Source organism: Pantoea phyllosphaerae (assembly GCF_051025595.1).
Classification (GTDB): Bacteria; Pseudomonadota; Gammaproteobacteria; order Enterobacterales; family Enterobacteriaceae; genus Pantoea.
On record NZ_JBPFDE010000006.1, the window covers coordinates 140,825 to 164,499 of the forward strand.

Genomic DNA, 23,675 nt, shown 5'->3' on the forward strand with positions numbered 1-23,675 from the left:
TTGGGATGATTCGCTTTGAAGAGGTCAGTAAGGCATATCTCGGCGGGCGTCAGGCGCTGCAGGGGGTAGATTTTCATCTGCGGCCGGGCGAAATGGCGTTCCTGACCGGCCATTCCGGCGCCGGTAAGAGTACCCTGCTGAAGCTGATTTGTGGCATCGAGCGGCCGAGCGCGGGCCAAATCTGGTTCAGCGGTCACGATATTTCACGGCTGCGCCACAGCGAGGTGCCGTTCCTCCGTCGCCAGATCGGCATGATCTTTCAGGATCACCACCTGCTGATGGATCGTTCGGTTTACGACAATGTCGCCATCCCGCTGATTATTTCCGGCGCCAGCGGCGAAGATATTCGCCGCCGCGTCTCAGCGGCGCTGGATAAAGTTGGCCTGCTTGATAAAGCGAAAAGCTTTCCGATTCAGCTCTCCGGCGGCGAACAGCAGCGTGTCGGCATTGCGCGCGCCGTGGTGAACAAGCCCGCCGTGCTGCTGGCGGACGAACCGACCGGCAACCTGGACGACGCGCTGTCGGAAGATATCCTGCGTCTGTTCGAAGAGTTTAACCGCGTAGGCGTCACCGTACTGATGGCGACGCACGACAGCGGGCTGATCGCGCGGCGACGCTATCGCGTCATGACGCTCAATCAGGGACGCCTGCATGGAGGCCACGATGGTCAATAAACGCAACAAGCGCCCCGCTGCGCCTAAAGCGAAAGCGCCGTCTAAAAGCAAAGCGCTGAAGGGCGGCTGGCAGGAACAGTGGCGCTACGCGTGGCGCGGCACTCTGTCAGATATGTATCGCCAGCCGCTGGCGACGCTCCTGACGGTGATGGTGATCGCCATCTCGCTGACGCTGCCCAGCGTCTGCTATATGGTGTGGAAAAACGTCAGCCAGGCGGCGACGCAGTGGTATCCCGCGCCGCAGCTGACGGTTTATCTGTCGAAAACGCTGGACGATACCGCCGCGGAAAACGTGGTGGCGCAGCTCAAGCAGGTCGACGGCGTGGATAACGTCAACTACCTGACGCGAGAAGAGGCGCTGAACGAGTTCCGCAACTGGTCGGGCTTTGGCGGCGCGATGGATATGCTGGAGCAGAATCCGCTGCCGGCGGTGGCGATTATTACGCCGAAGCTTAACTTCCAGAATTCTGACACCATGCAGAACCTGCGCGACAGCGTCGCGAAAGTGCAGGGCGTCGACGAAGTGCGCATGGACGACAGCTGGTTTGCCCGACTGGCGGCGCTGACCGGGCTGGTGGGCCAGGTCGCGTCGATGATCGGCATTTTGATGATTGTCGCGGTGTTCCTGGTGATCGGCAACAGCGTGCGGCTTAGCATCTTCGCGCGGCGCGATACCATTAACGTACAGAAGCTGATTGGTGCCACCGACGGCTTTATTCTGCGCCCGTTCCTCTACGGCGGCGCGCTGCTTGGCTTAAGCGGGGCGGTGCTGTCGCTGATCCTCTCTGAGGTGCTGGTGCTGCGTCTGCAGTCGGTGGTGGCACAGGTAGCGCAGGTGTTTGGCACCACCTTCTCGCTGGAAGGCTTCTCGTGGGACGAAGGGGTGCTGCTACTGCTGATCGCCGCGATCATCGGCTGGATCGCCGCCTGGCTGGCGACGGTGCAACATTTACGTCGTTTTACGCCCCAGTAACCGCCTGCAACGTTTTTTTGGTATAATGTTCCTCTGCTGCCGACGATCCGGGCGCAGAGGAACTTCCCTCTCTTCCCGTCTCGTCATCTGTGTGTAAAATATTCACTGCTATAATTGAACTTGTGGATAACTTGGCTACTCTAAGTAGCACAGATTGCTTTCGGATTTTCCCCGGCGTTGACTTAAGGTAACGTCTGCTCAAAGGGAAGACGCAGCAACTTAATCATCATTGTGAGGGTTTGAATGACCAAAGAAATGCAAACTTTAGCTATTGCTCCTCTTGGCAACCTGGAATCTTATGTTCGGGCCGCCAACGTCTGGCCGATGCTGTCGGCAGAAGAGGAAAAAGCGCTGGCTGAACGGCTGCATTACCAGGGCGATCTGGATGCGGCTAAAACGCTGATCCTGTCTCACCTGCGCTTTGTAGTTCATATCGCTCGTAATTATTCCGGTTACGGCCTGCCTCAGGCGGACCTGATTCAGGAAGGGAACATCGGCCTGATGAAGGCGGTGCGTCGCTTTAATCCTGAAGTGGGCGTGCGCCTGGTCTCTTTCGCCGTGCACTGGATTAAAGCCGAGATTCACGAATACGTGCTGCGCAACTGGCGTATCGTGAAGGTCGCTACCACAAAAGCACAGCGCAAGCTGTTCTTTAACCTGCGTAAAACCAAGCAGCGTCTGGGCTGGTTCAATCAGGACGAAGTCGAGATGGTGGCGCGTGAACTGGGCGTAAGCAGCAAAGACGTGCGTGAAATGGAATCGCGTATGGCTGCGCAGGATATGACCTTCGATATGTCTGCCGACGATGAGAGCGGCGAAGGCAAAGCGATGGCGCCGGTGCTCTATCTGCAGGATAAAACGTCAGACTTTGCCGACGGCATCGAAGAGGATAACTGGGAATCGCACGCGGCGGATAAGCTGAGCGATGCGATGCAGGGCCTCGACGAGCGTAGCCAACATATCATCCGCGCCCGCTGGCTGGATGAAGATAACAAAACCACGCTGCAGGAACTGGCAGATCGCTACGGCGTGTCGGCCGAACGCGTACGGCAGCTGGAAAAAAATGCCATGAAAAAACTCCGCATGGCAATTGAGGCATAACGGAACGGCAAAAACGGGCGACGCGAGTCGCCCTTTTTTTTGCCCGCTATTTCACCCAGCCATCCGCCTGCGCGCGAAAACCGCAGGCCTGCATAAACGCCGCGCGCTCGCCCTGATTCGCGCTGCCTTCGTCCGCCACCCACCAGCTTGAGACCGAGCCATTTTGTGCAAGCGTCTCTTCCAACAGATAACGCCCTACGCCGCGACGGCGCGTCACCTCGCGCACCTCCAGCTGTGAAATAGTCCCCTGGGTTCCCACGAGCGTCAGCTTTAAGGCACCCAGCAGCCGCGCATTAAAACGGGCGGCATAAAGGCGAACATTTTCGTTCAGGCTGCTCTCCAGCGCAGCGATCTCCTCATCTGGCCAGATTTTCGCAAGGTCGATGCGGTCCTGCGCGCTCAGCGTGGTCAGGCGCAGAATAGTGAGTTTCATAACAAACACCTGTACTAGTCGAAAGGGCATAGTGTAGCGAATTTAGACAGTCAGAGCGCCGTCACTTTTTTAAGTTGAAAACAGGTCAAAAGATGGTCTGGATGCCAGGATAGAGGAGATAAAGAACAATAAGCGGCGTAAAAGCCAGCATAACGCGCTGGAGAAATAGCGGATGAGCCTGCATAACAACCAGATGATTATGCTGTTTCAGCTGGCTATTTCCCAATGTGTCAGTTGATTTACAGAAGAAACTTCCTGTTTAATAACCTGAAAAATAAAGCCTTATTACCAAAAAATACCGGAAAAGTTCGCTAAATCATTCATAAACATCATTTTTCAGCTTTATCCGGTAGCAAAAGCAAACCACAAATCACAGACACAACAAGATGGGGAAGTCCGCATGAAAATGAGTAAAGGCCGCGCATTACTGGCGGGTTGCGTTGCGTTGGCGATGAGCCACGCCGCTCTGGCTGACGACATCAAAATCGCTATCGTCGGTGCCGTAACCGGCCCGGTCGCGCAGTATGGCGATATGCAGTTCACCGGCGCCGCGCAGGCGATTAAGGATATCAACGCCAAAGGCGGCGTAAACGGCAATAAGCTGGTGGGCGTGGAGTATGACGACGCCTGCGACCCGAAACAGGCGGTGGCGGTGGCGAACAAGGTCGTCAACGACGGCATCAAGTACGTTATCGGCCATCTTTGCTCCTCTTCTACTCAGCCTGCGTCCGACATCTATAACGACGAAGGCGTGCTGATGATTACCCCGGCCGCTACCGCGCCGGAGCTGACCGCCCGCGGTTACGAAACCATTATGCGCACCACCGGCCTGGACTCCGATCAGGGGCCGACCGCGGCAAACTATATTCTCGACCAAATCAAGCCTAAACGTATCGCCGTGGTGCATGACAAGCAGCAGTACGGCCAGGGCCTGGCGGAATCGGTGCAGAAAACCCTGAAGGCGAAAGGCGGCAACGTGGTGCTGTTTGAAGGCATTACCGCGGGTGATAAAGACTTCTCTACGCTGATCGCGCGCCTGAAGAAAGAGAACGTCGACTTCGTTTACTACGGCGGTTACTACCCGGAAATGGGCCAGATTCTGCGCCAGGCGAAAGCGGCTGGCCTGAACGCCGGCTTTATGGGACCGGAAGGCGTGGGCAACGCCTCGCTCTCCAATATCGCGGGCGACGCCTCGGAAGGCATCTATGTAACGCTGCCGAAGCGCTATGACCAGCTGCCGGAGAACAAGGCGATTGTCGATGCTATCAAGACCAACAGCGCGCAGAACCGCAAGGATCCGACCGGTCCGTTCGTCTGGACCACCTATGCGGCGATCCAGTCGCTGGCGGCTGGCATTGAGCGCAGCAAGAGCGACGAGCCGGAAGAGATTGCGAAAAACCTGAAGGGCGGCGAGCCGGTGCCGACAGTGATGGGCAACCTGAGCTGGGATCAGAAAGGCGATCTGAAAGGCTTCGAGTTCGGCGTATTCAAATGGCACAAAGACGGTTCTTCAACCGCAGTTAAGTAATGTTCCATCGACAGACCAATCCCTTGCCGCGTCGGCAGGGGATTTTCCCGTTCTTATGCAGGTCTTCACTATGTCCGAGCAGTTTCTTTATTTCACACAGCAGATGCTTAACGGGGTCACCCTCGGCAGCACCTATGCGCTGATCGCCATCGGTTACACCATGGTTTACGGCATCATCGGCATGATCAACTTCGCCCACGGCGAGGTCTATATGATCGGCAGCTATGTCTCCTTTATCGTGATTGCCGCCCTGATGATGATGGGCATCGACACCGGCTGGCTGATGATTGCCGCCGGCTTCGTGATGGCGATCCTGATCTCCAGCGCCTACGGCTGGAGCATCGAGCGCGTCGCCTATAAGCCGGTGCGATCGTCGAAGCGCCTGATCGCGCTGATCTCCGCCATCGGTATGTCGATCTTCCTGCAGAACTACGTCAGCCTGACGCAGGGCTCGCGCGACCTCGCGCTGCCGAGCCTGATTACCGGCCAGTGGACGCTGGGCGAGAGCAACGGCTTTGCCGCCACCGTCTCCACCATGCAGATCGTCATCTGGCTGGTGACCTTCCTGGCGATGCTGGCGCTGACGCTGTTTATCCGCTATTCGCGTATGGGCCGCGCCTGCCGCGCCTGCGCCGAAGATCTGAAAATGGCGAGCCTGCTCGGCATCAATACCGACCGCGTGATTTCGCTCACCTTCGTGATTGGCGCGGCGATGGCGGCGGTGGCGGGCGTGCTGCTCGGCCAGTTCTACGGCTCAATTAACCCCTTTATCGGCTTTATGGCCGGCATGAAGGCCTTTACCGCCGCGGTGCTGGGCGGTATCGGCAGCATTCCCGGCGCGATGATTGGCGGCCTGGTGCTCGGCATCGCCGAAGCGCTGACTTCTGCCTATCTCAGCACCGAATATAAAGACGTGGTCTCTTTTGCGCTGCTGATCGTGGTGCTGCTGGTGATGCCGACCGGCATTCTGGGCCGCCCGGAGGTTGAGAAAGTATGAAATCTTCCTTTATCAATGCGCTGCTCTCCTCCCTGATGCTGCTGGTGCTGGCCAGCTTTTTTATGGGCATGCGTCTCGGCCTCGACGGCACGCGTCTGGTGGTGCAGAGCGCTGGCGACGTGCGCTGGAACTGGATTTTCGTCGGCTGCGGCGTGGTCTTTCTCTTTCAGCTGCTGCGCCCGTTCTGGCAGCGCGGCCTGAAAAAGATCTCCGGTCCGGCGCTGGTGCTGCCCGGCATCGACGGCTCCACGCCGAAGCAGAAGCTGTTTATGCTGGCGCTGATCGTCGTCGCGGTCGCCTGGCCCTTTTTCGTCTCGCGCGGTGCGGTGGACATCGCCACGCTGACGCTGATCTACGTGATGCTCGGCCTCGGGCTCAACGTGGTGGTCGGCCTGTCAGGTTTGCTGGTGCTTGGTTACGGCGGCTTCTACGCTATCGGCGCCTACACCTTCGCGCTGCTGAATCACTACTTCGGCCTCGGCTTCTGGGAGTGTCTGCCGCTGGCGGGCATCGTCTCGGCGCTGTTCGGGCTGCTGTTGGGCTTCCCGGTGCTGCGCCTGCGCGGCGACTATCTGGCGATCGTCACGCTCGGCTTCGGCGAAATCGTGCGCATTTTGCTGCTGAACAACACTGCGCTGACCGGCGGTCCCAACGGCATCGCGCAGATCCCTAAGCCGTCGCTGTTTGGCCTCGAGTTCGGCCGTAAAGTCTCCGAGGGCGGCTGGAGCACCTTCCACGAATTTTTCGGCCTGAAATATGACCCCAGCGACCGCGTGATTTTCCTCTATCTGGTGGCGCTGCTGCTGGTGGCGCTGACGCTGTTCGTGATTAACCGCCTGCTGCGCATGCCGCTGGGCCGCGCGTGGGAAGCGCTGCGTGAAGATGAGATCGCCTGCCGCTCGCTCGGCCTGAGCCCGACGCGCATCAAGCTGACCGCCTTTACCATTAGCGCCGCGTTCGCTGGCTTCGCCGGCACGCTGTTCGCCGCGCGCCAGGGCTTTGTCAGCCCGGAATCCTTTACCTTTGTCGAATCCGCCTTCGTGCTGGCGATTGTGGTGCTGGGCGGCATGGGCTCGCAGTTCGCCGTGATCCTCGCCGCTATCCTGCTGGTGGTGTCGCGCGAGCTGATGCGCGATCTGAACGAATACAGCATGCTGGTGCTGGGCGGCCTGATGGTGCTGATGATGATCTGGCGTCCGCAGGGGCTGCTGCCGATGAAGCGTCCGCACCTGAAACTGAAGCAGAAACAAGGAGAGCAGGCATGAGTCAGCCTTTATTAGCCGTTGAAGGCCTGATGATGCGCTTCGGCGGCCTGCTGGCGGTCAATAACGTGGCGCTGGAGCTGCGCCCGCAGGAGATCGTCTCGCTGATCGGTCCCAACGGCGCGGGAAAGACCACCGTCTTCAACTGCCTGACCGGCTTCTACAAGCCGACCGGCGGCACCATTAAGCTGCGCGAGCAGCATCTGGAAGGCATGCCCGGCCAGCAGATCGCCCGCATGGGCGTGGTGCGCACCTTTCAGCACGTTCGCCTGTTCCGTGAGATGACGGTCATCGAGAACCTGCTGGTGGCGCAGCATCAGCATCTGAAAAGCGGCCTCTTCTCAGGCCTGTTCAAAACCCCGGCGTTTCGTCGCGGCGAGAGCGAGGCGCTGGATCGCGCCGCCACCTGGCTGGAGCGTATCGGGCTGCTCGATCTGGCCAATCGCCAGGCGGGCAATCTGGCCTACGGTCAGCAGCGCCGTCTGGAGATTGCGCGCTGCATGGTGACGCGTCCGGAGATCCTGATGCTGGACGAACCGGCGGCCGGGCTGAATCCGAAAGAGACGCACGAGCTGGATGAGCTGATCGCCGAACTGCGCGGCGAGCACAAGGTGTCCGTCCTGCTGATAGAACATGATATGAAGCTGGTGATGGGCATTTCCGACCGAATCTATGTGGTGAACCAGGGTACGCCGCTGGCCAACGGCACGCCGGAAGAGGTGCGTAATAATCCGGATGTGATCCGAGCCTATTTAGGAGAGGCGTAACATGGCAAATCCAATGTTATCCGTTAACAACGTTAGCGCGCACTACGGCAAGATCCAGGCGCTGCACAACGTCAGCCTGCATATCAGCCAGGGCGAAATCGTCACGCTGATCGGCGCCAATGGCGCGGGGAAAACCACGCTGCTCGGCACGCTGTGCGGCGAGCCGCGCGCCACCCAGGGCAGCATTACCTTCGACGGCAAAATCATTACCGACTGGCAAACCGCGCGCATCATGCGCGAGGCGATCGCTATCGTGCCGGAGGGGCGCCGGGTGTTTTCGCGCATGACGGTAGAGGAGAACCTGGCGATGGGCGGCTTTTTCGCCAGCCGTCAGGAGTATCAGACGCGCATCGCGCGCGTTTATGCGCTCTTTCCGCGTCTGGCGGAGCGTAAAATCCAGCGCGCGGGCACCATGTCCGGCGGCGAGCAGCAGATGCTGGCGATCGGCCGCGCGCTGATGAGCCAGCCGCGTCTGCTGCTGCTGGACGAGCCCTCCCTGGGGCTGGCGCCGATTATTATCCAGCAGATCTTCGATACCATCGAGCAGCTGCGCAAAGAGGGGATGACCATCTTTCTGGTGGAGCAGAACGCTAACCAGGCGCTGAAGCTGGCGGATCGCGGCTATGTGCTGGAGAACGGGCACGTGGTGCTGGAAGATACGGGGGAAGCTCTGCTCTCCAACGAAGCCGTCCGCAGCGCTTATTTGGGTGCTTAGGCCTGGCTTACTTGCCATTTCGACGCCGGGCAGTGCTCGCATTCCTCACGTACTTTAGTACGCTCCGGATGGTGCGCGCTGGCCGGTGCCGAACTGGCTGCGCCGCCGACGGCCTTTGGCTGTGGTGCGATAACACAATTTAGATAAAACCTCCTTCATCTGGCCGTCATCCGGCTGTCATCTCGCTGTTATTAATCCGTCATTTTCCCGTGTCATGTTACTTCGCGAACAAAAAATGCGTGATATCGCGCGTACCTACCTGCACAGGAAAACTCTATGTCTGTCTTTACTTATAAAAAAAGCCTGATGAGTGCGGTTCTGGGCCTGGCCATCAGCGGCAACGCGCTGGCCGCCACTGAAATTCCTTTCTGGCACTCAATGGAGGGCGAGTTAGGCAAAGAGGTCGACTCGCTGGCGCAACGTTTCAACCAGGCGCATCCCGACTATAAAATCGTGCCGACCTATAAAGGCAACTACGAGCAGAGCCTCGCGGCAGGCATCGCAGCGGTGCGTACCGGCAAAGCGCCGGCCATTTTGCAGGTTTATGAAGTCGGCACCGCCACCATGATGGCGTCGAAGGCGATCGTGCCGGTGCATCAGGTCTTCCAGGACGCGGGCATTCCCTTCGATGAAAAACAGTTTGTGCCGACCGTGGCGGGCTACTACAGCGACGCCAGCGGCCATCTGATCTCTCAGCCGTTCAACAGCTCCACGCCGGTGCTCTACTACAACAAAGACGCCTTTAAAAAAGCGGGCCTGAACCCGGATCAGCCACCGAAAACCTGGCAGGCGCTGGCGAAAGATGCCGACGCGCTGCGTAAGGCAGGCATGAGCTGCGGCTACGCCAGCGGCTGGCAGGGCTGGATCCAGATCGAAAACTTCAGTGCCTGGCACGCCTTGCCGGTCGCCAGCAAAAACAACGGCTTCGACGGCACCGATGCGGTGCTGGAGTTCAACAAGCCGGTGCAGGTGCGTCATATCCAGATGCTGGAGGAGATGAACAAGAAAGGCGACTTCACCTACTTCGGCCGTAAAGACGAATCCACCGCCAAGTTCTATAACGGCGACTGCGGCATCACCACCGCCTCTTCAGGTTCGCTGGCGGATATCAAACACTACGCCAAATTTAACTTCGGCGTCGGCATGATGCCCTATGACGATACGGTGCCGAACGCGCCGCAGAACGCCATTATCGGCGGTGCCAGCCTGTGGGTAATGAAAGGCAAAGACGCCAACACCTACAAGGGCGTCGCGGAATTTATGCAGTTCCTCGCGCAGCCGGAAATCGCCGCTGAATGGCATCAGAAAACCGGCTACCTGCCGATTACCACCGCCGCCTACGAGCTGAGCAAGCAGCAGGGCTTCTACGACAAGAACCCTGGCGCGGATATCGCAACACGTCAGATGCTGAACAAAGATCCGCTGCCGTTCACCAAAGGTATGCGCCTGGGCAATATGCCGCAGATTCGCACCATCGTTGACGAAGAGCTGGAAGGCGTCTGGACCGGCAAGCAGACGCCGCAGGCCGCGCTGGATAGCGCGGTGAAACGCGGCAATGAACTGCTGCGCCGCTTTGAACAGCAGGTGAAGTAACCTGTGACGTTAAAAGGGCCGGCGCTGCTGGCCCTGTTCTCTTTCTCAGACAGAGTACGCTATGTCTTCATCTCGCCCGGTGTTTCGCACCAGTCTGTTGCCCTATCTGCTGGTGCTGCCGCAGCTGCTGATTACCGCTATCTTTTTCCTCTGGCCCGCGGGCGAAGCGCTGTGGTATTCGCTGCAAAACCTCGATCCCTTCGGCCTCTCCAGCACCTTTGTCGGCCTGGACAATTTCAGGCGCCTGTTTCAGGACAGCTACTATCTCGACGCCTTCTGGACCACCATCGTGTTCAGCACGCTGGTCACGGTGTGCGGCATGGTGCTGTCGCTGCTGCTGGCGGCGCTGGTGGATTACGTTATCCGGCTGCGCAAGCTCTACCAGACGCTGCTGCTGCTGCCCTACGCGGTGGCGCCGGTGGTTGCGGCGGTGATGTGGATGTTTCTGTTCAATCCCGGCCTCGGCCTGATTAGCCACTTTCTCAACCAGCTTGGCTATAGCTGGAACTATGCCCAGAACAGCGGCCAGGCGATGTTCCTGATTGTCGTCGCCTCGATCTGGCAGCAGATGAGCTACAACTTTCTCTTCTTTTTCGCCGCGCTGCAGTCGATTCCGAAATCGCTGGTGGAGGCCGCAGCGATCGACGGCGCCGGGCCGGTGCGCCGCTTCTTCAATCTGTCGCTGCCGCTGATTACGCCGGTGAGCTTTTTCCTGCTGGTGGTGAACCTGATCTACGCCTTCTTCGATACCTTTCCGGTTATCGACGCCGCGACCGGCGGCGGGCCGGTGCAGGCCACCACCACGCTGATCTACAAAATCTATCGCGAAGGCTTTACCGGACTGGATCTCTCTTCATCGGCGGCGCAGTCGGTGGTGCTGATGCTGCTGGTGATTGGCCTGACCGTGATTCAGTTCCGCTTCGTTGAGCGTAAGGTGCAGTACCAATGATTGAAAACCGTCGCGGGCTGGATATCTTCAGCCACACGCTGCTGGTGCTGGGCGTGCTCACCATTCTTTTTCCGCTCTACGTCGCCTTCGTTGCCGCCACGCTGGATAACGAGGCGGTCTATCAGGTGCCGATGACCCTCATACCTGGCACCCACCTGTGGGAGAACGTCTCGCGCATCTGGACCCAGGGGGTTAACGGCAGCGGCCCGGCGTTTAGCCTGATGCTGCTCAACAGCCTGATTATGGCGTTCGGTATTACCGTCGGCAAAATTACGGTGTCGATGCTCTCCGCCTTTGCGCTGGTCTGGTTTCGCTTTCCGCTGCGCACGCTCTTTTTCTGGCTGATTTTCATTACGCTGATGCTGCCGGTCGAGGTGCGTATTTTCCCTACCGTGCAGGTGATCGCCGATCTCAATATGCTCGACAGCTACAGCGGCCTGACGCTGCCGCTGATGGCATCGGCCACGGCGACCTTTCTGTTCCGCCAGTTCTTTATGTCGCTGCCGGATGAGCTGATCGAGGCGGCGCGCATCGACGGCGCCAGCGCGCTGCGCTTCTTCTGGGACATCGTGCTGCCGCTGTCGAAAACCAACCTCGCGGCGCTGTTCGTCATCACCTTTATCTACGGCTGGAACCAGTATCTCTGGCCGCTGCTGATCGTCAACGACGCCTCGCTCAGCACCGCAGTGGCGGGGATCAAAAGTATGATCTCCACCAGCGGATCGCCGACGCAGTGGAACGAAGTGATGGCGGCAATGTTATTAACCCTGATCCCACCGGTAGTGGTGGTGCTGGTCATGCAGCGTGCCTTCGTGCGTGGCCTGGTCGAGAGCGAGAAATAAGCATGGCAGGCGTAACCCTTCAGGCGGTAACCAAGTCCTACGACGGCAAGAATCAAATCATTCAGCCGCTCAACGTCACCGTCAACGACGGCGAATTTATGGTGATGGTCGGCCCCTCCGGCTGCGGAAAATCGACGCTGCTGCGCATGGTGGCCGGGCTGGAGCGCGTCACCTCCGGCGATATCTATATCGATGACAGACGCGTCACCCAGCTGGAGCCGAAAGATCGCGGCATCGCGATGGTGTTTCAGAACTACGCGCTCTATCCGCATATGACGGTCGAGGAGAATATGGCCTATGGGCTGAAGATCCGCGGCATGAGCAAAGAGCATATCCGCCTGCGCGTGCTGGAGGCGGCGCGCAGCCTGGAGCTGGATCAGCTGCTGAGCCGCCGTCCACGCGAGCTTTCCGGCGGCCAGCGCCAGCGCGTGGCGATGGGCCGCGCCATCGTGCGCGAGCCCTCGGTGTTTCTGTTCGACGAGCCGCTCTCCAACCTGGACGCGCGGCTGCGTGTGCAGATGCGACTGGAGCTGCAGCAGCTGCACCGTCGCCTGCAAACCACCAGCCTTTACGTCACGCACGATCAGGTCGAAGCGATGACGCTGGCGCAGCGCGTGATGGTATTGAACAAGGGCTTTGTCGAGCAGATCGGCACGCCGGTAGAGATTTACGAGCGTCCCGCCAGCCAGTTCGTCGCTTCCTTTATCGGCGCGCCGGCGATGAACCTGATTGACGGCCAGATCGGCAGCGACGGCACGCGCTTCAATATCGACCACTCCTACTCTCTGCCGCTCGGCGAGATCAAGGCGAAGTGGGCGAATCGTGCCGTGACGCTCGGCATCCGTCCCGAACATGTGCGCATCAGCCCGCGCGAGCGCGAGGGCATTCCGCAGCGCGTCGAGACGCTGGAGCTGCTCGGCGCGGACAACCTGGCGCACGGGCGCATCGGCGAGACGCCGCTGGTGGTGCGTCTGCCGCACAGCGAACGCCCGCAGGCGGGCAGCACGCTGTGGCTGCATCTGCCGTCGGATGCGTTACACTATTTCGATTCAACGACCGGAAAGCGTCTGGAATGAGCACATACAACTGGCCCTATCCTCATATCGTTGCCCACCGCGGCGGCGGCAAACTGGCCCCGGAAAATACCCTGGCGGCGATCGACGTCGGCGCGAAGTGGGGCCATACCATGATCGAGTTCGACGCGAAGCTGTCGCAGGATAAGCAGATTTTTCTGCTGCACGACGACACGCTGGATCGCACCAGCAGCGGCTGGGGCGTCGCGGGTGAGCTGCCGTGGGAAAAACTGGCGCAGCTCGATGCGGGCGGCTGGTTCGGCAAGGCGTTCGACGGCGAACCGCTGGCGCGGCTTCCCGACGTGGCGGCGCGCTGTCGCCGGTACGGCATGATGGCGAATATCGAAATCAAACCCACTACCGGCAGCGAGGCGGAAACCGGTCGCGCCATCGCCCATGCGGCGAAAACGCTGTGGCAGGAGATGACCGCGCCGCTGCTGTCGTCGTTCTCTTACGTGGCGCTGGAGGCGGCGATGCAGGCGGAGCCGGATCTGCCGCGCGGCCTGCTGCTTGATGAATGGGATGAGGCGTGGCAACGCAAAACCGCTGCGCTGGCGTGCGTCTCGATTCACCTTAACCATAAACTGCTCGACGCCGAACGCGTCGCGGCGCTGAAGGCCGCCGGCCTGCATATTCTCGTCTACACGGTAAACGACCCAGAGCGGGCGCGTACCCTGCTGAAATGGGGCGTCGACGCCATCTGTACCGATCGCATCGACATTATCGGCCCCGACTTTCGTTAATTACGGTTCTGCTGCTGACCCGGCTGCGTGTTGATAACGCGCTGCTGGGCGCTGCTGCGCTGTTCCTGCATTTTGCGTTGTATCTGCTGCGTCTGCTGCTGCTGATCCTGCTGCAGTTTGCTCTGCTGCTGCTGCTGCCGGATCTGCATCTGCGTCTGCATGCGCTGCTGGCTTGGGTTGTAGCCCGGCTGATTAGGCTGATTCGTGTTGTTCAGCATATTGGCCATGCTGCTGAGTGGCAGCAGCGCGGCAAAGACGATTAACCATTTTTTCATGTGACTTCCTCCGTCAAGGCGGCCTCGCCATCGTCTGATGCGCCCGGCCGCAACTTCTTTAAGTTTAGCAACCTCACAAACTTCTCCCCCAGGAACGCACCGAATTTGACTTAGATGTTATTTTTTTGCTGTATATGTAAACACTTGCCTGCGTAATAACAAATGTAAACAACTGAAAAGGGTGGATGATGATGCGAGGAAATATACGCCAGCTTGGCTGGGCGGTAATGATGAGTTTAACGGTTGTCAGCGCCGCTGACGCCGCCGCGCCCGCCAGCGCGCCGCCCGTCTCTTATGGCGTTGAGGATGATACCTTTCATCCCGTCAGGGCGCAGAACGGCATGGTCGCCTCGGTGGATGCGCTGGCGACGCAGGTTGGCGTGGATATTCTGCGCCAGGGCGGCAACGCGGTGGATGCCGCCGTCGCCGTCGGCTTCGCGCTGGCGGTGACGCATCCGCAGGCGGGCAACCTGGGCGGAGGCGGCTTTATGCTGCTGCGCACCGCATCCGGCCGCGCCACCTCTATCGACTTCCGCGAAATGGCGCCGGGCCGCGCCTCGCGCGATATGTTCCTCGATAAACAGGGCAACGCTGACAGCAAGCTGTCGCTCACCTCGCATCTCGCCTCGGGCACGCCCGGCAGCGTGGCAGGCTTTGCGCTGGCGGCGCAAAAATATGGCACGCTGCCGCTCAGCACGCTGCTGGCGCCAGCAATTAAGCTGGCGCGCGAAGGCTATCTGGTCAACGACGCGCTGGCAGACGATCTGAAAACCTATGGCAAGGAGGTGCTGCTGGCGCATCCCAACAGCAAGGCAATCTTCTTTAAGCCCGACGGCACGCCGTGGCAGAAGGGCGATCGCCTGGTGCAGAAGAATCTCGCCCACAGCCTGCAGCTGATTGCGCAGCAGGGGCCGGACGCTTTCTATAAAGGCGAAATCGCCGACGAGATCGCCAGCGAGATGGCGCAGCACGGCGGCCTGATCGGCAAAGCGGATCTGGCGGCCTACCGCGCCGTCGAGCGTAAACCAATCAGCGGCACCTATCGCGGTTATGAGGTCTTTTCCATGCCGCCCCCCTCATCCGGCGGGATCCATATCGTGCAGATCCTGAATATTCTGGAAAACTTCGATCTGGCGAAAATGGGCTTTGGCAGTGCCGACGCGATGCAGGTGATCGCCGAAGCGGAAAAATACGCCTATGCCGACCGCTCGGAGTACCTTGGCGATCCCGATTTTGTCAAAGTGCCGTGGCAGGCGCTCACCAGCAAAGCCTACGCGAAGTCGATCGCGCAGCAGATTGACGTGGCGAAAGCGCGTCCGTCGAGCGAGATTAAGCCCGGCAAGCTGGAGCCCTATGAGAGCAACCAGACCACGCACTTTTCGGTCGTCGACAAGCAGGGCACGGCGGTCGCGGTGACCTATACCCTGAACACCAATTTCGGCAGCGGCATCGTCGCAGGCAACAGCGGCATCCTGCTGAACAACGAGATGGATGATTTCTCCGCCAAGCCGGGCACGCCGAATGTCTACGGACTGGTCGGCGGTGAAGCGAATGCGGTACAGCCCGCCAAGCGTCCGCTCTCCTCAATGTCGCCGACTATCGTGGCGAAAGGGGGCAAAACCTGGCTGGTGACCGGCAGTCCGGGCGGTAGCCGCATTATTACCACCGTGCTGCAAATGGTGGTAAACAGCGTCGATTTCGGGATGAACGTCGCAGAGGCGACCAATGCGCCGCGCTTCCACCATCAGTGGCTGCCGGATCAGCTGCGCGTTGAGAAGGGGTTCAGCCCGGACACGCTGCGCCTGCTGGAGAATAAGGGGCAGCATGTGAAGGTATTGCCAGCGATGGGCAGCACGCAGAGCATTATGATTGGGCCGGACGGCACGCTTTATGGCGCATCGGATCCGCGTACGCCAGGGGATTTGAGCGCGGGATATTAACATTTCGGGGCCAGGCTGGCCCCGTTTGCTATTTCAGCCGCGCCATATAGTGCGTATCGATCATCTCGCCCTGTCGCATAGCAAAAGCCTTCGCCGTGCCTTCTACTTCAAAGCCAAAATGGCGGTAGAGGGCAATGGCGGCGGGATTGTCGGCGAATACCGTTAGCTCCATGCGCGTGACCTGCAGCCAGTTGTCGCAAAGATCGACCGCCGCGCCGAGCAGCGCTTTGCCGACGCCGCGGTTGCGATACGCTTCATCGACGCCCATGCCCAGCGTGGCGCAGTGGCGACGGCGCGCAGGCGCGAGAACCTCCAGCGTCAGCTGGCCAACCACTTTTCCTTCAATGCAGGCGACCAGCGAATGTCCCGCTGGAGAGAGGTTGCTTAGCCGCTGCTGCCATTTTTGCAGCGAAGGCAGCGGCAGATGTAGCGTATTCGCCATGGTGTCCGGCTGGCTGTAAATATGCATTAAGGCGGCAGCATCTTCAGGCGTAACGTGTCGCACCACAATCTCGCTCATCATCCTTCTCCTTGCGTTGACGGGAAAACCCTTTCAAACATCAAGGAAATCTTATTAATAATCAACAGAAAAGATCACAAAAGGCTTTACAGACGCGAATGATAATGATTATTATTGCGATGCGTTCTCGGGGCGTCCTCAGACAAACCGGAAAGCACGACATTGCTCACATTGCTTCCAGTATGACTTAGCCAGCTCGGGTGCTGGCTTTTTTTTTACCTGCCGCATTCTTCAGCTCTGCTCATCATGCGTGAGGCGCTTGTTCATCTTTTTTGAACAGAGGCGTGAAGTTTTTCAGCTATCAATAGGTTCGCCTCAGGTTCAGACTGTTCTAAAACATTGAGGAGAACTGAACATGATCTACCTACGCAAAGCAGACGAACGCGGCCACGCGAACCACGGCTGGCTGGAAAGCTGGCACACCTTCTCTTTCGCCAGCTATCACGACGCAAATTTTATGGGCTTTTCAGCGCTGCGCGTCATTAACGAAGATATCGTCGCGGCCGGGCAGGGCTTCGGCACGCACCCGCACAAAGATATGGAGATCCTGACCTATGTGCTCTCCGGCACCGTCGAGCATCAGGACAGCATGGGGAATAAAGAGCAGATTCCGGCGGGCGAATTTCAGATCATGAGCGCGGGCACCGGCGTGCGCCACTCTGAATACAACGCCAGCAGCAGCGACCCGCTGCATCTTTACCAGATCTGGATTATTCCAGAGCGTACCGGCATCGAACCGCGTTACGCCCAGCGCCGCTTCCCGGACGTAAAAGGACGTCAGTTTGTGCTGACGCCGGACGCCCGTGAAGGATCGCTTAAGGTCTATCAGGATATGACGCTGTCGCGCTGGGTCTTCAGCGCGGGCGAAAAAGATGAGGTCGCTATCGAAACCGGCCGCCGCGTCTGGGTGCAGGTGGTCAAAGGCGAGATCCGCGTTAACGGCGAAACTGCCCGCACCAGCGACGCGTTTGCCGTCTGGGATGAGGCGAGCCTGACGATTGAAGCCAGCAGCGACGCCGAAGTGCTGCTGTTCGATCTGCCGCCGGTTTAAGCGGTGACGGGGCGCGCACAGTCGCGCCCGGTTTACAATTCTCCCGCTGAATAGTGATAGACTCGTCGTAATTGTGACCCTGGGCGCATACGATGAAGAAAAAAAGACCGGTATTACAGGACGTTGCCGATCGTGTCGGCGTAACGAAAATGACCGTCAGCCGCTATCTGCGCAATCCTGAGCAGGTTTCCGCGGCGCTGCGCGACAAGATTGCCGTCGCGCTTGATGAGCTGGGCTATATCCCCAACCGCGCGCCGGATATGCTCTCCAACGCCACCAGCCGCGCCATCGGCGTGCTGCTCCCCTCGCTGACCAACCAGGTGTTCGCCGACGTGCTGCGCGGTATTGAAGCGGTGACCGATGAGGCGGGCTATCAGACGCTGGTTGCTCACTTCGGCTACAGCCCGCAAAAAGAGGAGCTGCAGCTGCGTTCGCTGCTGGGCTGGAACATCGACGGCGTCATTCTCACCGAGCGTACCCATACGCCCGCGACGCTGCGCATGCTGGAAGTGGCGGGCATTCCGGTAATTGAGATGATGGACAGCGTTTCGCCGTGCCTCGATATGGCGGTGGGCTTCGATAACGTTGAGGCGGCGCGGCAGATGACGCACGCTATCCTGCGCAAAGGGCATCGCCATACGGTTTACCTGGGCGCGCGTCTTGATGAGCGCACCCTGCAGAAGCAGCAGGGCTACGAAAAAGCGATGCGCGAAGCGGGGCTGGAGCCGCGCAGCGTAATGATGGAAGAGGCTTCTTCCTTCAGCGCAGGCGGGATGCTGCTGTGCGAGGCGCAGCGTCGCTATCCGCAAACCGACAGCCTGTTCTGTACCAATGACGACCTGGCGGTCGGCGCGATGTTCGAATGCCAGCGCCAGGGATTAAAAGTCCCGTCGCAAATGGCGATCGCTGGCTTTCACGGCCATGATATTAGTCAGGTTGTGACGCCGCAGCTGGCGACCGTCCTGACGCCGCGCGAACGCATGGGACGCGAAGCGGCCACCATGCTGCTGGCACGTATCAGCGGCGATTTCAGCGTCTCCGCGCCGCTGGATATCGGCTTCGACATCAGCGAAGGCGGCAGCATCTGAATCGGGCATTTTTATGAGTCAGTTCACACTTTCGTGCTTTTTCGGCTAAACAGGGTTGCCAGCCTGTAGTGGGCTTCACACAATGGCAACCAGCATTGTTATCGGTAACATTGGCGAATTTACCTGCCGGAGCAGAAAAATGACTACTCAATCCTCGTCGCATCACGTCTTTATTCTGATGGGCGTTTCAGGCAGCGGAAAGTCCGTTGTCGCTAACCAGGTCTCCCACCAGCTCAATACCGCCTTTCTCGACGGCGATTTTCTTCATCCGCGCGCCAATATTTTAAAGATGGCCGACGGCCATCCGCTGGATGACAACGATCGTCAGCCGTGGCTACAGGCTCTCAACGACGCCGCGTTCGCCATGCAGCGTACCCAGGCGATCTCTATTATCGTCTGTTCCGCGCTGAAAAAGCGTTACCGCGATATTCTGCGCCAGGGCAACGATAACCTGCGCTTTATCTACCTCAAGGGCGATTTCGACACCATCGAATCGCGTCTGAAGGCGCGCAAAGGCCATTTCTTTAAACCGCAGATGCTGGTGACGCAGTTTGCCACGCTGGAAGAGCCCGGCGCAGACGAGCCGGACGTACTGGCGGTTGATATCAATCATTCAGTTGACGACGTTGTTGCGGCTACGGTTGCGGCTATCGGGAAAGCCATCAACAAGGGTTAGTCATGAGTACCGCAACACTGGTTTTAACCGCAGCAGGCTCTGTCCTGCTGCTGCTTTTTTTGGTGATGAAAGCGCGTATGCACGCCTTCGTCGCGCTGATGCTGGTGTCGATCGGCGCAGGCCTCTGCTCCGGCATGCCGCTGGACAAGATCGCGGACACCATGCAGAAAGGCATGGGCGGTACGCTGGGCTTCCTCGCTATCGTCGTCGCGCTGGGCGCGATGTTCGGCAAAATTCTGCATGAGACGGGCGCGGTGGATCAGATTGCCATCCGTATGCTGAAAACCTTTGGCGAAAGCCGCGCCCACTACGCGATGGGCATCGCCGGCCTGATCTGTGCGCTGCCGCTCTTCTTCGAGGTGGCGGTGGTGCTGTTGATCAGCATCGCCTTCGCCGTGGCGCGCCGCACCCACGATAACCTGGTGAAGCTGGTGATCCCGCTGTTTGCCGGCGTGGCGGCGTCGGCGGCCTTTCTGCTGCCGGGCCCGGCGCCGATGCTGCTCGCCTCGCAGATGCATGCCGACTTTGGCTGGATGATCCTGCTCGGCCTGTGCGCCGCTATTCCCGGCATGCTGATCGCCGGTCCGCTGTTCGGTTCGCTGATTGCGCGTCACGTGACCTTTAGCGCGCCGCCAGAAGATAACCAGCCGGACGTTGACGCGGCGAAGCTGCCGTCGTTTGGCTTCAGCCTGGCGCTGATCCTGTTTCCGCTGATGCTGGTGGGGCTGAAAACCATCGGCGCGCGCGTTACCGAGCAGGGCTCCTCGCTGTACGAGTGGCTGGAGTTTATCGGCCATCCCTTTACGGCGATCCTTATCGCCTGTCTGGTGGCGATTTACGGGCTGGCCTACCGCCAGGGCATGGACAAAGAGAAGGTGATGCAGGTGTGCGGCAGCGCGCTGCAGCCTGCGGGCATTATTCTGCTGGTGATCGGCGCGGGCGGGGTGTTCAAGCAGGTGCTGGTCGATTCTGGCGTCGGCCCGGTGCTGGGCCATGCGCTGACCGGCGCGGGGCTCCCCGTCGCGCTGGCCTGCTTTATCCTGTCCGGCGCGGTGCGCGTCATCCAGGGGTCGGCCACGGTTGCCTGCCTCACCACGGTCGGGCTGGTGATGCCGGTTATCGAGCCGCTGCACTACAGCGGCGCGCAGCTGGCGGCGCTCTCTGTCTGCATCGGCGGCGGCTCCATCATCATCAGCCACGTTAACGATGCGGGCTTCTGGCTGTTCGGCCGCTTTACCGGCGCCACCGAAGGCGAAACCCTGAAGACCTGGACGCTGATGGAGACCATCCTCGGCACCGTCGGTGCCCTTGTCGGCATGATCGCCTTCCAGCTGCTGTCGTAAAATCAACGCCGTCACGCCTGCGTGACGGCTTCTCGCTTACGCCTCGAAAAACTCAACTTTGCCGCCCGCCAGGTGGTACATGCTGCCGACAATTTTGATTTTTTTTTGCTCTTCCAGCTGCTTCAGCACCGGGCTGTTATTACGAATGCTGTCGATGGTCAGCTCAACGTTTTTCCGCGCTACGGCGTCGACGAACGCGTCGTTGCTGCCGCTACGTTCGCCGCTGTAGACGGTTTTCTCAATGGCCGGCTTAATCTCCTCCAGCAGGCCGGTCAGGTTGCCCAGCTCTGCGTTATCGATCGCACCCCGCACCGCACCGCAGCGCGTATGTCCCATCACCAGCACCACCTTCGCGCCAGCAACGGCGCAGGCGAATTCCATGCTGCCGAGCATATCGCGGTTGCTGATATTACCGGCGACGCGCGCGTTGAAGGTTTCGCCGATACCGGCGTCCAGCACTATCTCAGCGGGCGCGCGCGAATCGATGCAGCTCAGGATCACTGCCGCCGGATACTGTCCGGCAATGCTGTTGCGCTTCTGCGCCAGGTAGTCATGCTTTACCGGGCGGTTTTCACGAAAGCGCAGGTTGCCCTGTTTGAAATGGGCGATGACCGCATCCGGCGTCATGGCGTCGCGCTGCTCTTTGCTGAGCGAAGCGGCGAAAGAGAGGGTTGGCAGCGCCAGCGTGCCGACGCCGGTCACCGACAGCGCGGAAACCGCCAGCGTCTTTTTCAAAATAGCGCGGCGCGAAGGCTGGGCGGGTGGGTTGTTTTTCATGGTGTTGTCCTGGTATGAAGTCATTCGTAGCCGCGCAAGAATACGAAGCTGAAAGTTAATCAAGACAAAACCACATAAAGAACAGGTCTGTTAACCCGCCCGCGCTTTGCGCTACATCATAATTTCAGATAGACGCGGATGCCGTCCAGGAACATCTGCGTCGCCAGCATAATCAAAATTAGCCCCATCAGACGCTCTAACGCGTTGACGCCCTTGTCGCCCAGCAGGCGTAAAAACAGCCCCGACAGCAGCAGAATCGTTACCGTAACGCCCCAGGCGATCAGCAGCGCGCCGACCAGATGCCCCATCTGATTAGGATACTGATGCGACAGCAGCATTAGCGTGGCGAGCAGTGACGGGCCGGCGACCAGCGGGATCGCCAGCGGCACCAGAAAGGGCTCTTCGCCCGCGGGCAGGCCGCTGGTGCTGCTTTCGCCCGATGGGAAAATCATGCGGATGGCGATAAGAAACAGGATGATGCCGCCAGAAATCGAGACGGTTTCGGTGCGCAGATTAAGAAACGTCAGAATGCGTTCGCCCGCAAAGAGAAACAGCAGCATCAGCACCAGCGCGATCAGCATTTCGCGGATCAGCACCACGCGCCGCCGCTTTGGCTCCAGATGCCTGAGCACCGACATAAAAATTGGCAGGTTGCCCAGCGGATCCATGATGAGCAGCAGTAAAATGGTCGCAGAGATCATTTCAGTCATTTTTGTGGTTATTCCTTTCATCCCGACGCGAGGTTATTAGCCACGCTGCTGAAAAAGTTGGCACAATCGAATTAATTCACTTGCCAGAAAAGCTGCATTTTGTAGAGTTGTTGGTCACAGGTAAATCCATTTATGACGCAGAGCGGAGTGAAAACCCATTCCGTTCTTCCCTTCGGTAAGCAGGTCGGCCGCTATCGCTGACTGAGATGGACAGAAAATGAAGAATGTAGGTTTTATTGGTTGGCGCGGTATGGTCGGCTCTGTGCTGATGTCGCGCATGAGCGAAGAGCGCGATTTTGACGTTATTAATCCGGTCTTCTTCTCCACTTCGCAGCTGGGACAGGCTGCGCCGACGTTTGGCGGCAAGTCCACCGGTGCGCTGCAGGATGCCTTTGATATCGAAGCGCTCAAGGCGCTGGATATCATTATTACCTGTCAGGGCGGCGACTATACCAGTGAAGTCTACCCGAAGCTGCGCGCCAGCGGCTGGCAGGGCTACTGGATTGACGCGGCCTCAACGCTGCGCATGAAAGACGACGCCATCATTATTCTCGATCCGGTGAACCACCAGGTGATTCGTCAGGGCCTCGACAAAGGCATCAACACCTTTGTTGGCGGCAACTGCACCGTCAGCCTGATGCTGATGTCGCTGGGCGGCCTGTTTGCTCAGGATCTGGTGGAGTGGGCCTCTGTCGCCACCTACCAGGCGGCATCCGGCGGCGGCGCGCGCCATATGCGCGAACTGCTGACCCAGATGGGCATGCTGCATAACCACGTCGCCATTTCGCTGCAGGATCCGGCGTCTGCCATTCTCGACATCGAACGCAGCGTCACCGATCTGACCCGCTCCGGCACGCTGCCGACCGATAACTTCGGCGTGCCGCTGGCCGGCAGCCTGATCCCGTGGATCGACAAGCAGCTCGACAATGGCCAGAGCCGCGAAGAGTGGAAGGGCCAGGCGGAAACCAACAAGATCCTCGGCACGCAAAAAACGATTCCGGTCGACGGCCTCTGCGTGCGCGTCGGCGCACTGCGCTGCCACAGCCAGGCGTTTACCCTCAAGCTGAAAAAAGATGTGCCGCTGGCGGAAATCGAACAGCTGCTGGCGTCCCACAACGAGTGGGTGAAAGTGGTGCCTAACGACCGCGAGCTGACCATGCGTGAGCTGACGCCTGCGGCGGTGACCGGCACGCTGACCACGCCGGTCGGCCGCCTGCGCAAGCTCAATATGGGCCCGGACTATCTCTCCGCCTTTACCGTGGGCGATCAGCTGCTATGGGGCGCCGCCGAGCCGCTGCGCCGCATGCTGCGACTGCTGGTCGACTAACAGAAAAAACTAAGCGAGGCCGGGATCTTCCCGGCCTTTTGCCTGATTATTCTGAAATAAGTCAAACAACTTACCGTCTGTAAGTGATCGGCTTCCCTTTTTTACCTCCCCGCCAATAATTTTTCGCTTTCCGGGCTGGCAACCTGCAAGCCCAAGCTATGATTTAACAATGATGTGCCGGTTGTTGACTGTTTTGCATTTCGCACTGAATAGTTGTTGTACACGGCAAAGTTATTTACCACGGAGCGGTTTCCTTTCTCTGCCGTTGTACGCATGGCTCAATGAAGAGCAGCGCACCTGATGCGTGGCATAGCCGCG

Annotated in this window: 24 protein-coding genes; 19 read left to right on the plus strand and 5 right to left on the minus strand. The window is 59.2% G+C overall.

Going from position 1 to position 23,675, the window contains the following annotated elements:
• Positions 1-5: 5 nt before the first annotated feature.
• The 3 genes from ftsE to rpoH all read left to right on the plus strand — a co-directional run bounded on the left by ftsE (position 6) and on the right by rpoH (position 2,748).
• The gene (gene ftsE / locus ACR6A7_RS10430; protein WP_123800667.1) at positions 6-674 is read left to right on the plus strand and encodes a cell division ATP-binding protein FtsE; all 669 of its coding nucleotides are present in this window, start codon (positions 6-8) and stop codon (positions 672-674) included.
• Positions 664-1,647: a permease-like cell division protein FtsX gene (gene ftsX / locus ACR6A7_RS10435; RefSeq protein WP_434124797.1), complete on the plus strand. Its 984-nt coding sequence runs from the start codon at positions 664-666 to the stop codon at positions 1,645-1,647. The genes ftsE and ftsX overlap by 11 nt, the downstream gene beginning before the upstream one ends.
• A 243-nt stretch (positions 1,648-1,890) precedes the next feature.
• Positions 1,891-2,748 carry an RNA polymerase sigma factor RpoH gene (gene rpoH / locus ACR6A7_RS10440; RefSeq protein WP_033753215.1) on the plus strand — a complete coding sequence of 286 codons (858 nt, stop codon included), beginning with the start codon at positions 1,891-1,893 and terminating at the stop codon, positions 2,746-2,748.
• Positions 2,749-2,794: 46 nt separating this feature from the next.
• Here rpoH and panM read toward each other — a convergent pair whose 3' ends face one another.
• Entirely contained in the window at positions 2,795-3,181 is a 387-nt protein-coding gene (gene panM / locus ACR6A7_RS10445) for an aspartate 1-decarboxylase autocleavage activator PanM (protein ID WP_434124798.1), read from the minus strand.
• 400 nt (positions 3,182-3,581) lie between these two features.
• On the opposite strand from panM, the gene ACR6A7_RS10450 reads away from it, so the two are divergent.
• The 10 genes from ACR6A7_RS10450 (at position 3,582) to ugpQ (ending at position 13,650) form a co-directional block, all read left to right on the plus strand.
• Positions 3,582-4,709, plus strand: a complete 1,128-nt coding sequence (locus ACR6A7_RS10450) for a branched-chain amino acid ABC transporter substrate-binding protein (protein ID WP_434124799.1) — start codon at positions 3,582-3,584, stop codon at positions 4,707-4,709.
• A 70-nt stretch (positions 4,710-4,779) separates the two neighbouring features.
• The gene (gene livH, locus ACR6A7_RS10455; RefSeq protein ID WP_434124800.1) at positions 4,780-5,706 is read left to right on the plus strand and encodes a high-affinity branched-chain amino acid ABC transporter permease LivH; all 927 of its coding nucleotides are present in this window, start codon (positions 4,780-4,782) and stop codon (positions 5,704-5,706) included.
• The gene (locus tag ACR6A7_RS10460; protein ID WP_434124801.1) at positions 5,703-6,971 is read left to right on the plus strand and encodes a high-affinity branched-chain amino acid ABC transporter permease LivM; all 1,269 of its coding nucleotides are present in this window, start codon (positions 5,703-5,705) and stop codon (positions 6,969-6,971) included. Before livH ends, ACR6A7_RS10460 begins: the two co-directional genes overlap by 4 nt.
• Complete coding sequence (gene livG, locus ACR6A7_RS10465) at positions 6,968-7,735, plus strand: high-affinity branched-chain amino acid ABC transporter ATP-binding protein LivG (RefSeq protein ID WP_434124802.1); 768 nt, start codon at positions 6,968-6,970, stop codon at positions 7,733-7,735. Before ACR6A7_RS10460 ends, livG begins: the two co-directional genes overlap by 4 nt.
• Position 7,736: 1 nt before the next feature.
• On the plus strand, positions 7,737-8,450 hold the full coding sequence (gene livF / locus ACR6A7_RS10470) for a high-affinity branched-chain amino acid ABC transporter ATP-binding protein LivF (RefSeq protein ID WP_434124803.1): 714 nt from the start codon (positions 7,737-7,739) through the stop codon (positions 8,448-8,450).
• A 276-nt stretch (positions 8,451-8,726) separates the two neighbouring features.
• Positions 8,727-10,043, plus strand: a complete 1,317-nt coding sequence (gene ugpB / locus ACR6A7_RS10475; RefSeq protein WP_434124804.1) for a sn-glycerol-3-phosphate ABC transporter substrate-binding protein UgpB — start codon at positions 8,727-8,729, stop codon at positions 10,041-10,043.
• 61 nt (positions 10,044-10,104) lie between these two features.
• Positions 10,105-10,992 (plus strand): sn-glycerol-3-phosphate ABC transporter permease UgpA, encoded by an 888-nt coding sequence (ugpA, locus tag ACR6A7_RS10480; protein WP_434124805.1) that lies wholly within the window; start codon positions 10,105-10,107, stop codon positions 10,990-10,992.
• Complete coding sequence (gene ugpE, locus ACR6A7_RS10485) at positions 10,989-11,834, plus strand: sn-glycerol-3-phosphate ABC transporter permease UgpE (RefSeq protein ID WP_434124806.1); 846 nt, start codon at positions 10,989-10,991, stop codon at positions 11,832-11,834. The genes ugpA and ugpE overlap by 4 nt, the downstream gene beginning before the upstream one ends.
• 2 nt (positions 11,835-11,836) lie before the next feature.
• Positions 11,837-12,910: a sn-glycerol-3-phosphate import ATP-binding protein UgpC gene (locus ACR6A7_RS10490; protein WP_434124807.1), complete on the plus strand. Its 1,074-nt coding sequence runs from the start codon at positions 11,837-11,839 to the stop codon at positions 12,908-12,910.
• Positions 12,907-13,650, plus strand: a complete 744-nt coding sequence (ugpQ, locus tag ACR6A7_RS10495; protein ID WP_434124808.1) for a glycerophosphodiester phosphodiesterase — start codon at positions 12,907-12,909, stop codon at positions 13,648-13,650. Before ACR6A7_RS10490 ends, ugpQ begins: the two co-directional genes overlap by 4 nt.
• Here ugpQ and ACR6A7_RS10500 read toward each other — a convergent pair.
• On the minus strand, positions 13,647-13,925 hold the full coding sequence (locus ACR6A7_RS10500; RefSeq protein ID WP_434124809.1) for a DUF2756 domain-containing protein: 279 nt from the start codon (positions 13,923-13,925) through the stop codon (positions 13,647-13,649). The two genes, ugpQ and ACR6A7_RS10500, sit on opposite strands and share 4 nt — an antisense overlap.
• A gap of 185 nt (positions 13,926-14,110) precedes the next feature.
• Here ACR6A7_RS10500 and ggt point away from each other — a divergent pair, with 185 nt between their 5' ends.
• Entirely contained in the window at positions 14,111-15,865 is a 1,755-nt protein-coding gene (ggt, locus tag ACR6A7_RS10505; RefSeq protein ID WP_434124810.1) for a gamma-glutamyltransferase, read from the plus strand.
• A 28-nt stretch (positions 15,866-15,893) separates the two neighbouring features.
• Here the strand turns inward: ggt and ACR6A7_RS10510 are convergent, their stop codons facing one another.
• Positions 15,894-16,385, minus strand: coding sequence for a GNAT family N-acetyltransferase (locus ACR6A7_RS10510; RefSeq protein WP_434124870.1), 492 nt, complete (start codon positions 16,383-16,385; stop codon positions 15,894-15,896).
• Between the two features lie 355 nt (positions 16,386-16,740).
• On the opposite strand from ACR6A7_RS10510, the gene ACR6A7_RS10515 reads away from it, so the two are divergent.
• The 4 genes from ACR6A7_RS10515 to gntU all read left to right on the plus strand — a co-directional run bounded on the left by ACR6A7_RS10515 (position 16,741) and on the right by gntU (position 20,543).
• Complete coding sequence (locus ACR6A7_RS10515; protein WP_434124811.1) at positions 16,741-17,436, plus strand: pirin family protein; 696 nt, start codon at positions 16,741-16,743, stop codon at positions 17,434-17,436.
• Positions 17,437-17,528: 92 nt separating this feature from the next.
• Positions 17,529-18,524, plus strand: coding sequence for a gluconate operon transcriptional repressor GntR (gntR, locus tag ACR6A7_RS10520; protein WP_434124812.1), 996 nt, complete (start codon positions 17,529-17,531; stop codon positions 18,522-18,524).
• 139 nt (positions 18,525-18,663) lie between these two features.
• Positions 18,664-19,200, plus strand: coding sequence for a gluconokinase (gene gntK / locus ACR6A7_RS10525; RefSeq protein ID WP_434124813.1), 537 nt, complete (start codon positions 18,664-18,666; stop codon positions 19,198-19,200).
• Between the two features lie 2 nt (positions 19,201-19,202).
• Entirely contained in the window at positions 19,203-20,543 is a 1,341-nt protein-coding gene (gene gntU / locus ACR6A7_RS10530; protein ID WP_434124814.1) for a gluconate transporter, read from the plus strand.
• Between the two features lie 36 nt (positions 20,544-20,579).
• On the opposite strand, the gene ACR6A7_RS10535 is transcribed toward gntU, so the two are convergent.
• The gene (locus ACR6A7_RS10535) at positions 20,580-21,320 is read right to left on the minus strand and encodes a carbonic anhydrase (protein WP_434124815.1); all 741 of its coding nucleotides are present in this window, start codon (positions 21,318-21,320) and stop codon (positions 20,580-20,582) included.
• A 116-nt stretch (positions 21,321-21,436) separates the two neighbouring features.
• Positions 21,437-22,030 (minus strand): YhgN family NAAT transporter, encoded by a 594-nt coding sequence (locus ACR6A7_RS10540; protein WP_434124816.1) that lies wholly within the window; start codon positions 22,028-22,030, stop codon positions 21,437-21,439.
• A gap of 217 nt (positions 22,031-22,247) precedes the next feature.
• On the opposite strand from ACR6A7_RS10540, the gene asd reads away from it, so the two are divergent.
• Positions 22,248-23,357 carry an aspartate-semialdehyde dehydrogenase gene (asd, locus tag ACR6A7_RS10545; protein WP_434124817.1) on the plus strand — a complete coding sequence of 370 codons (1,110 nt, stop codon included), beginning with the start codon at positions 22,248-22,250 and terminating at the stop codon, positions 23,355-23,357.
• The last annotated feature ends 318 nt before the right edge of the window (positions 23,358-23,675 follow it).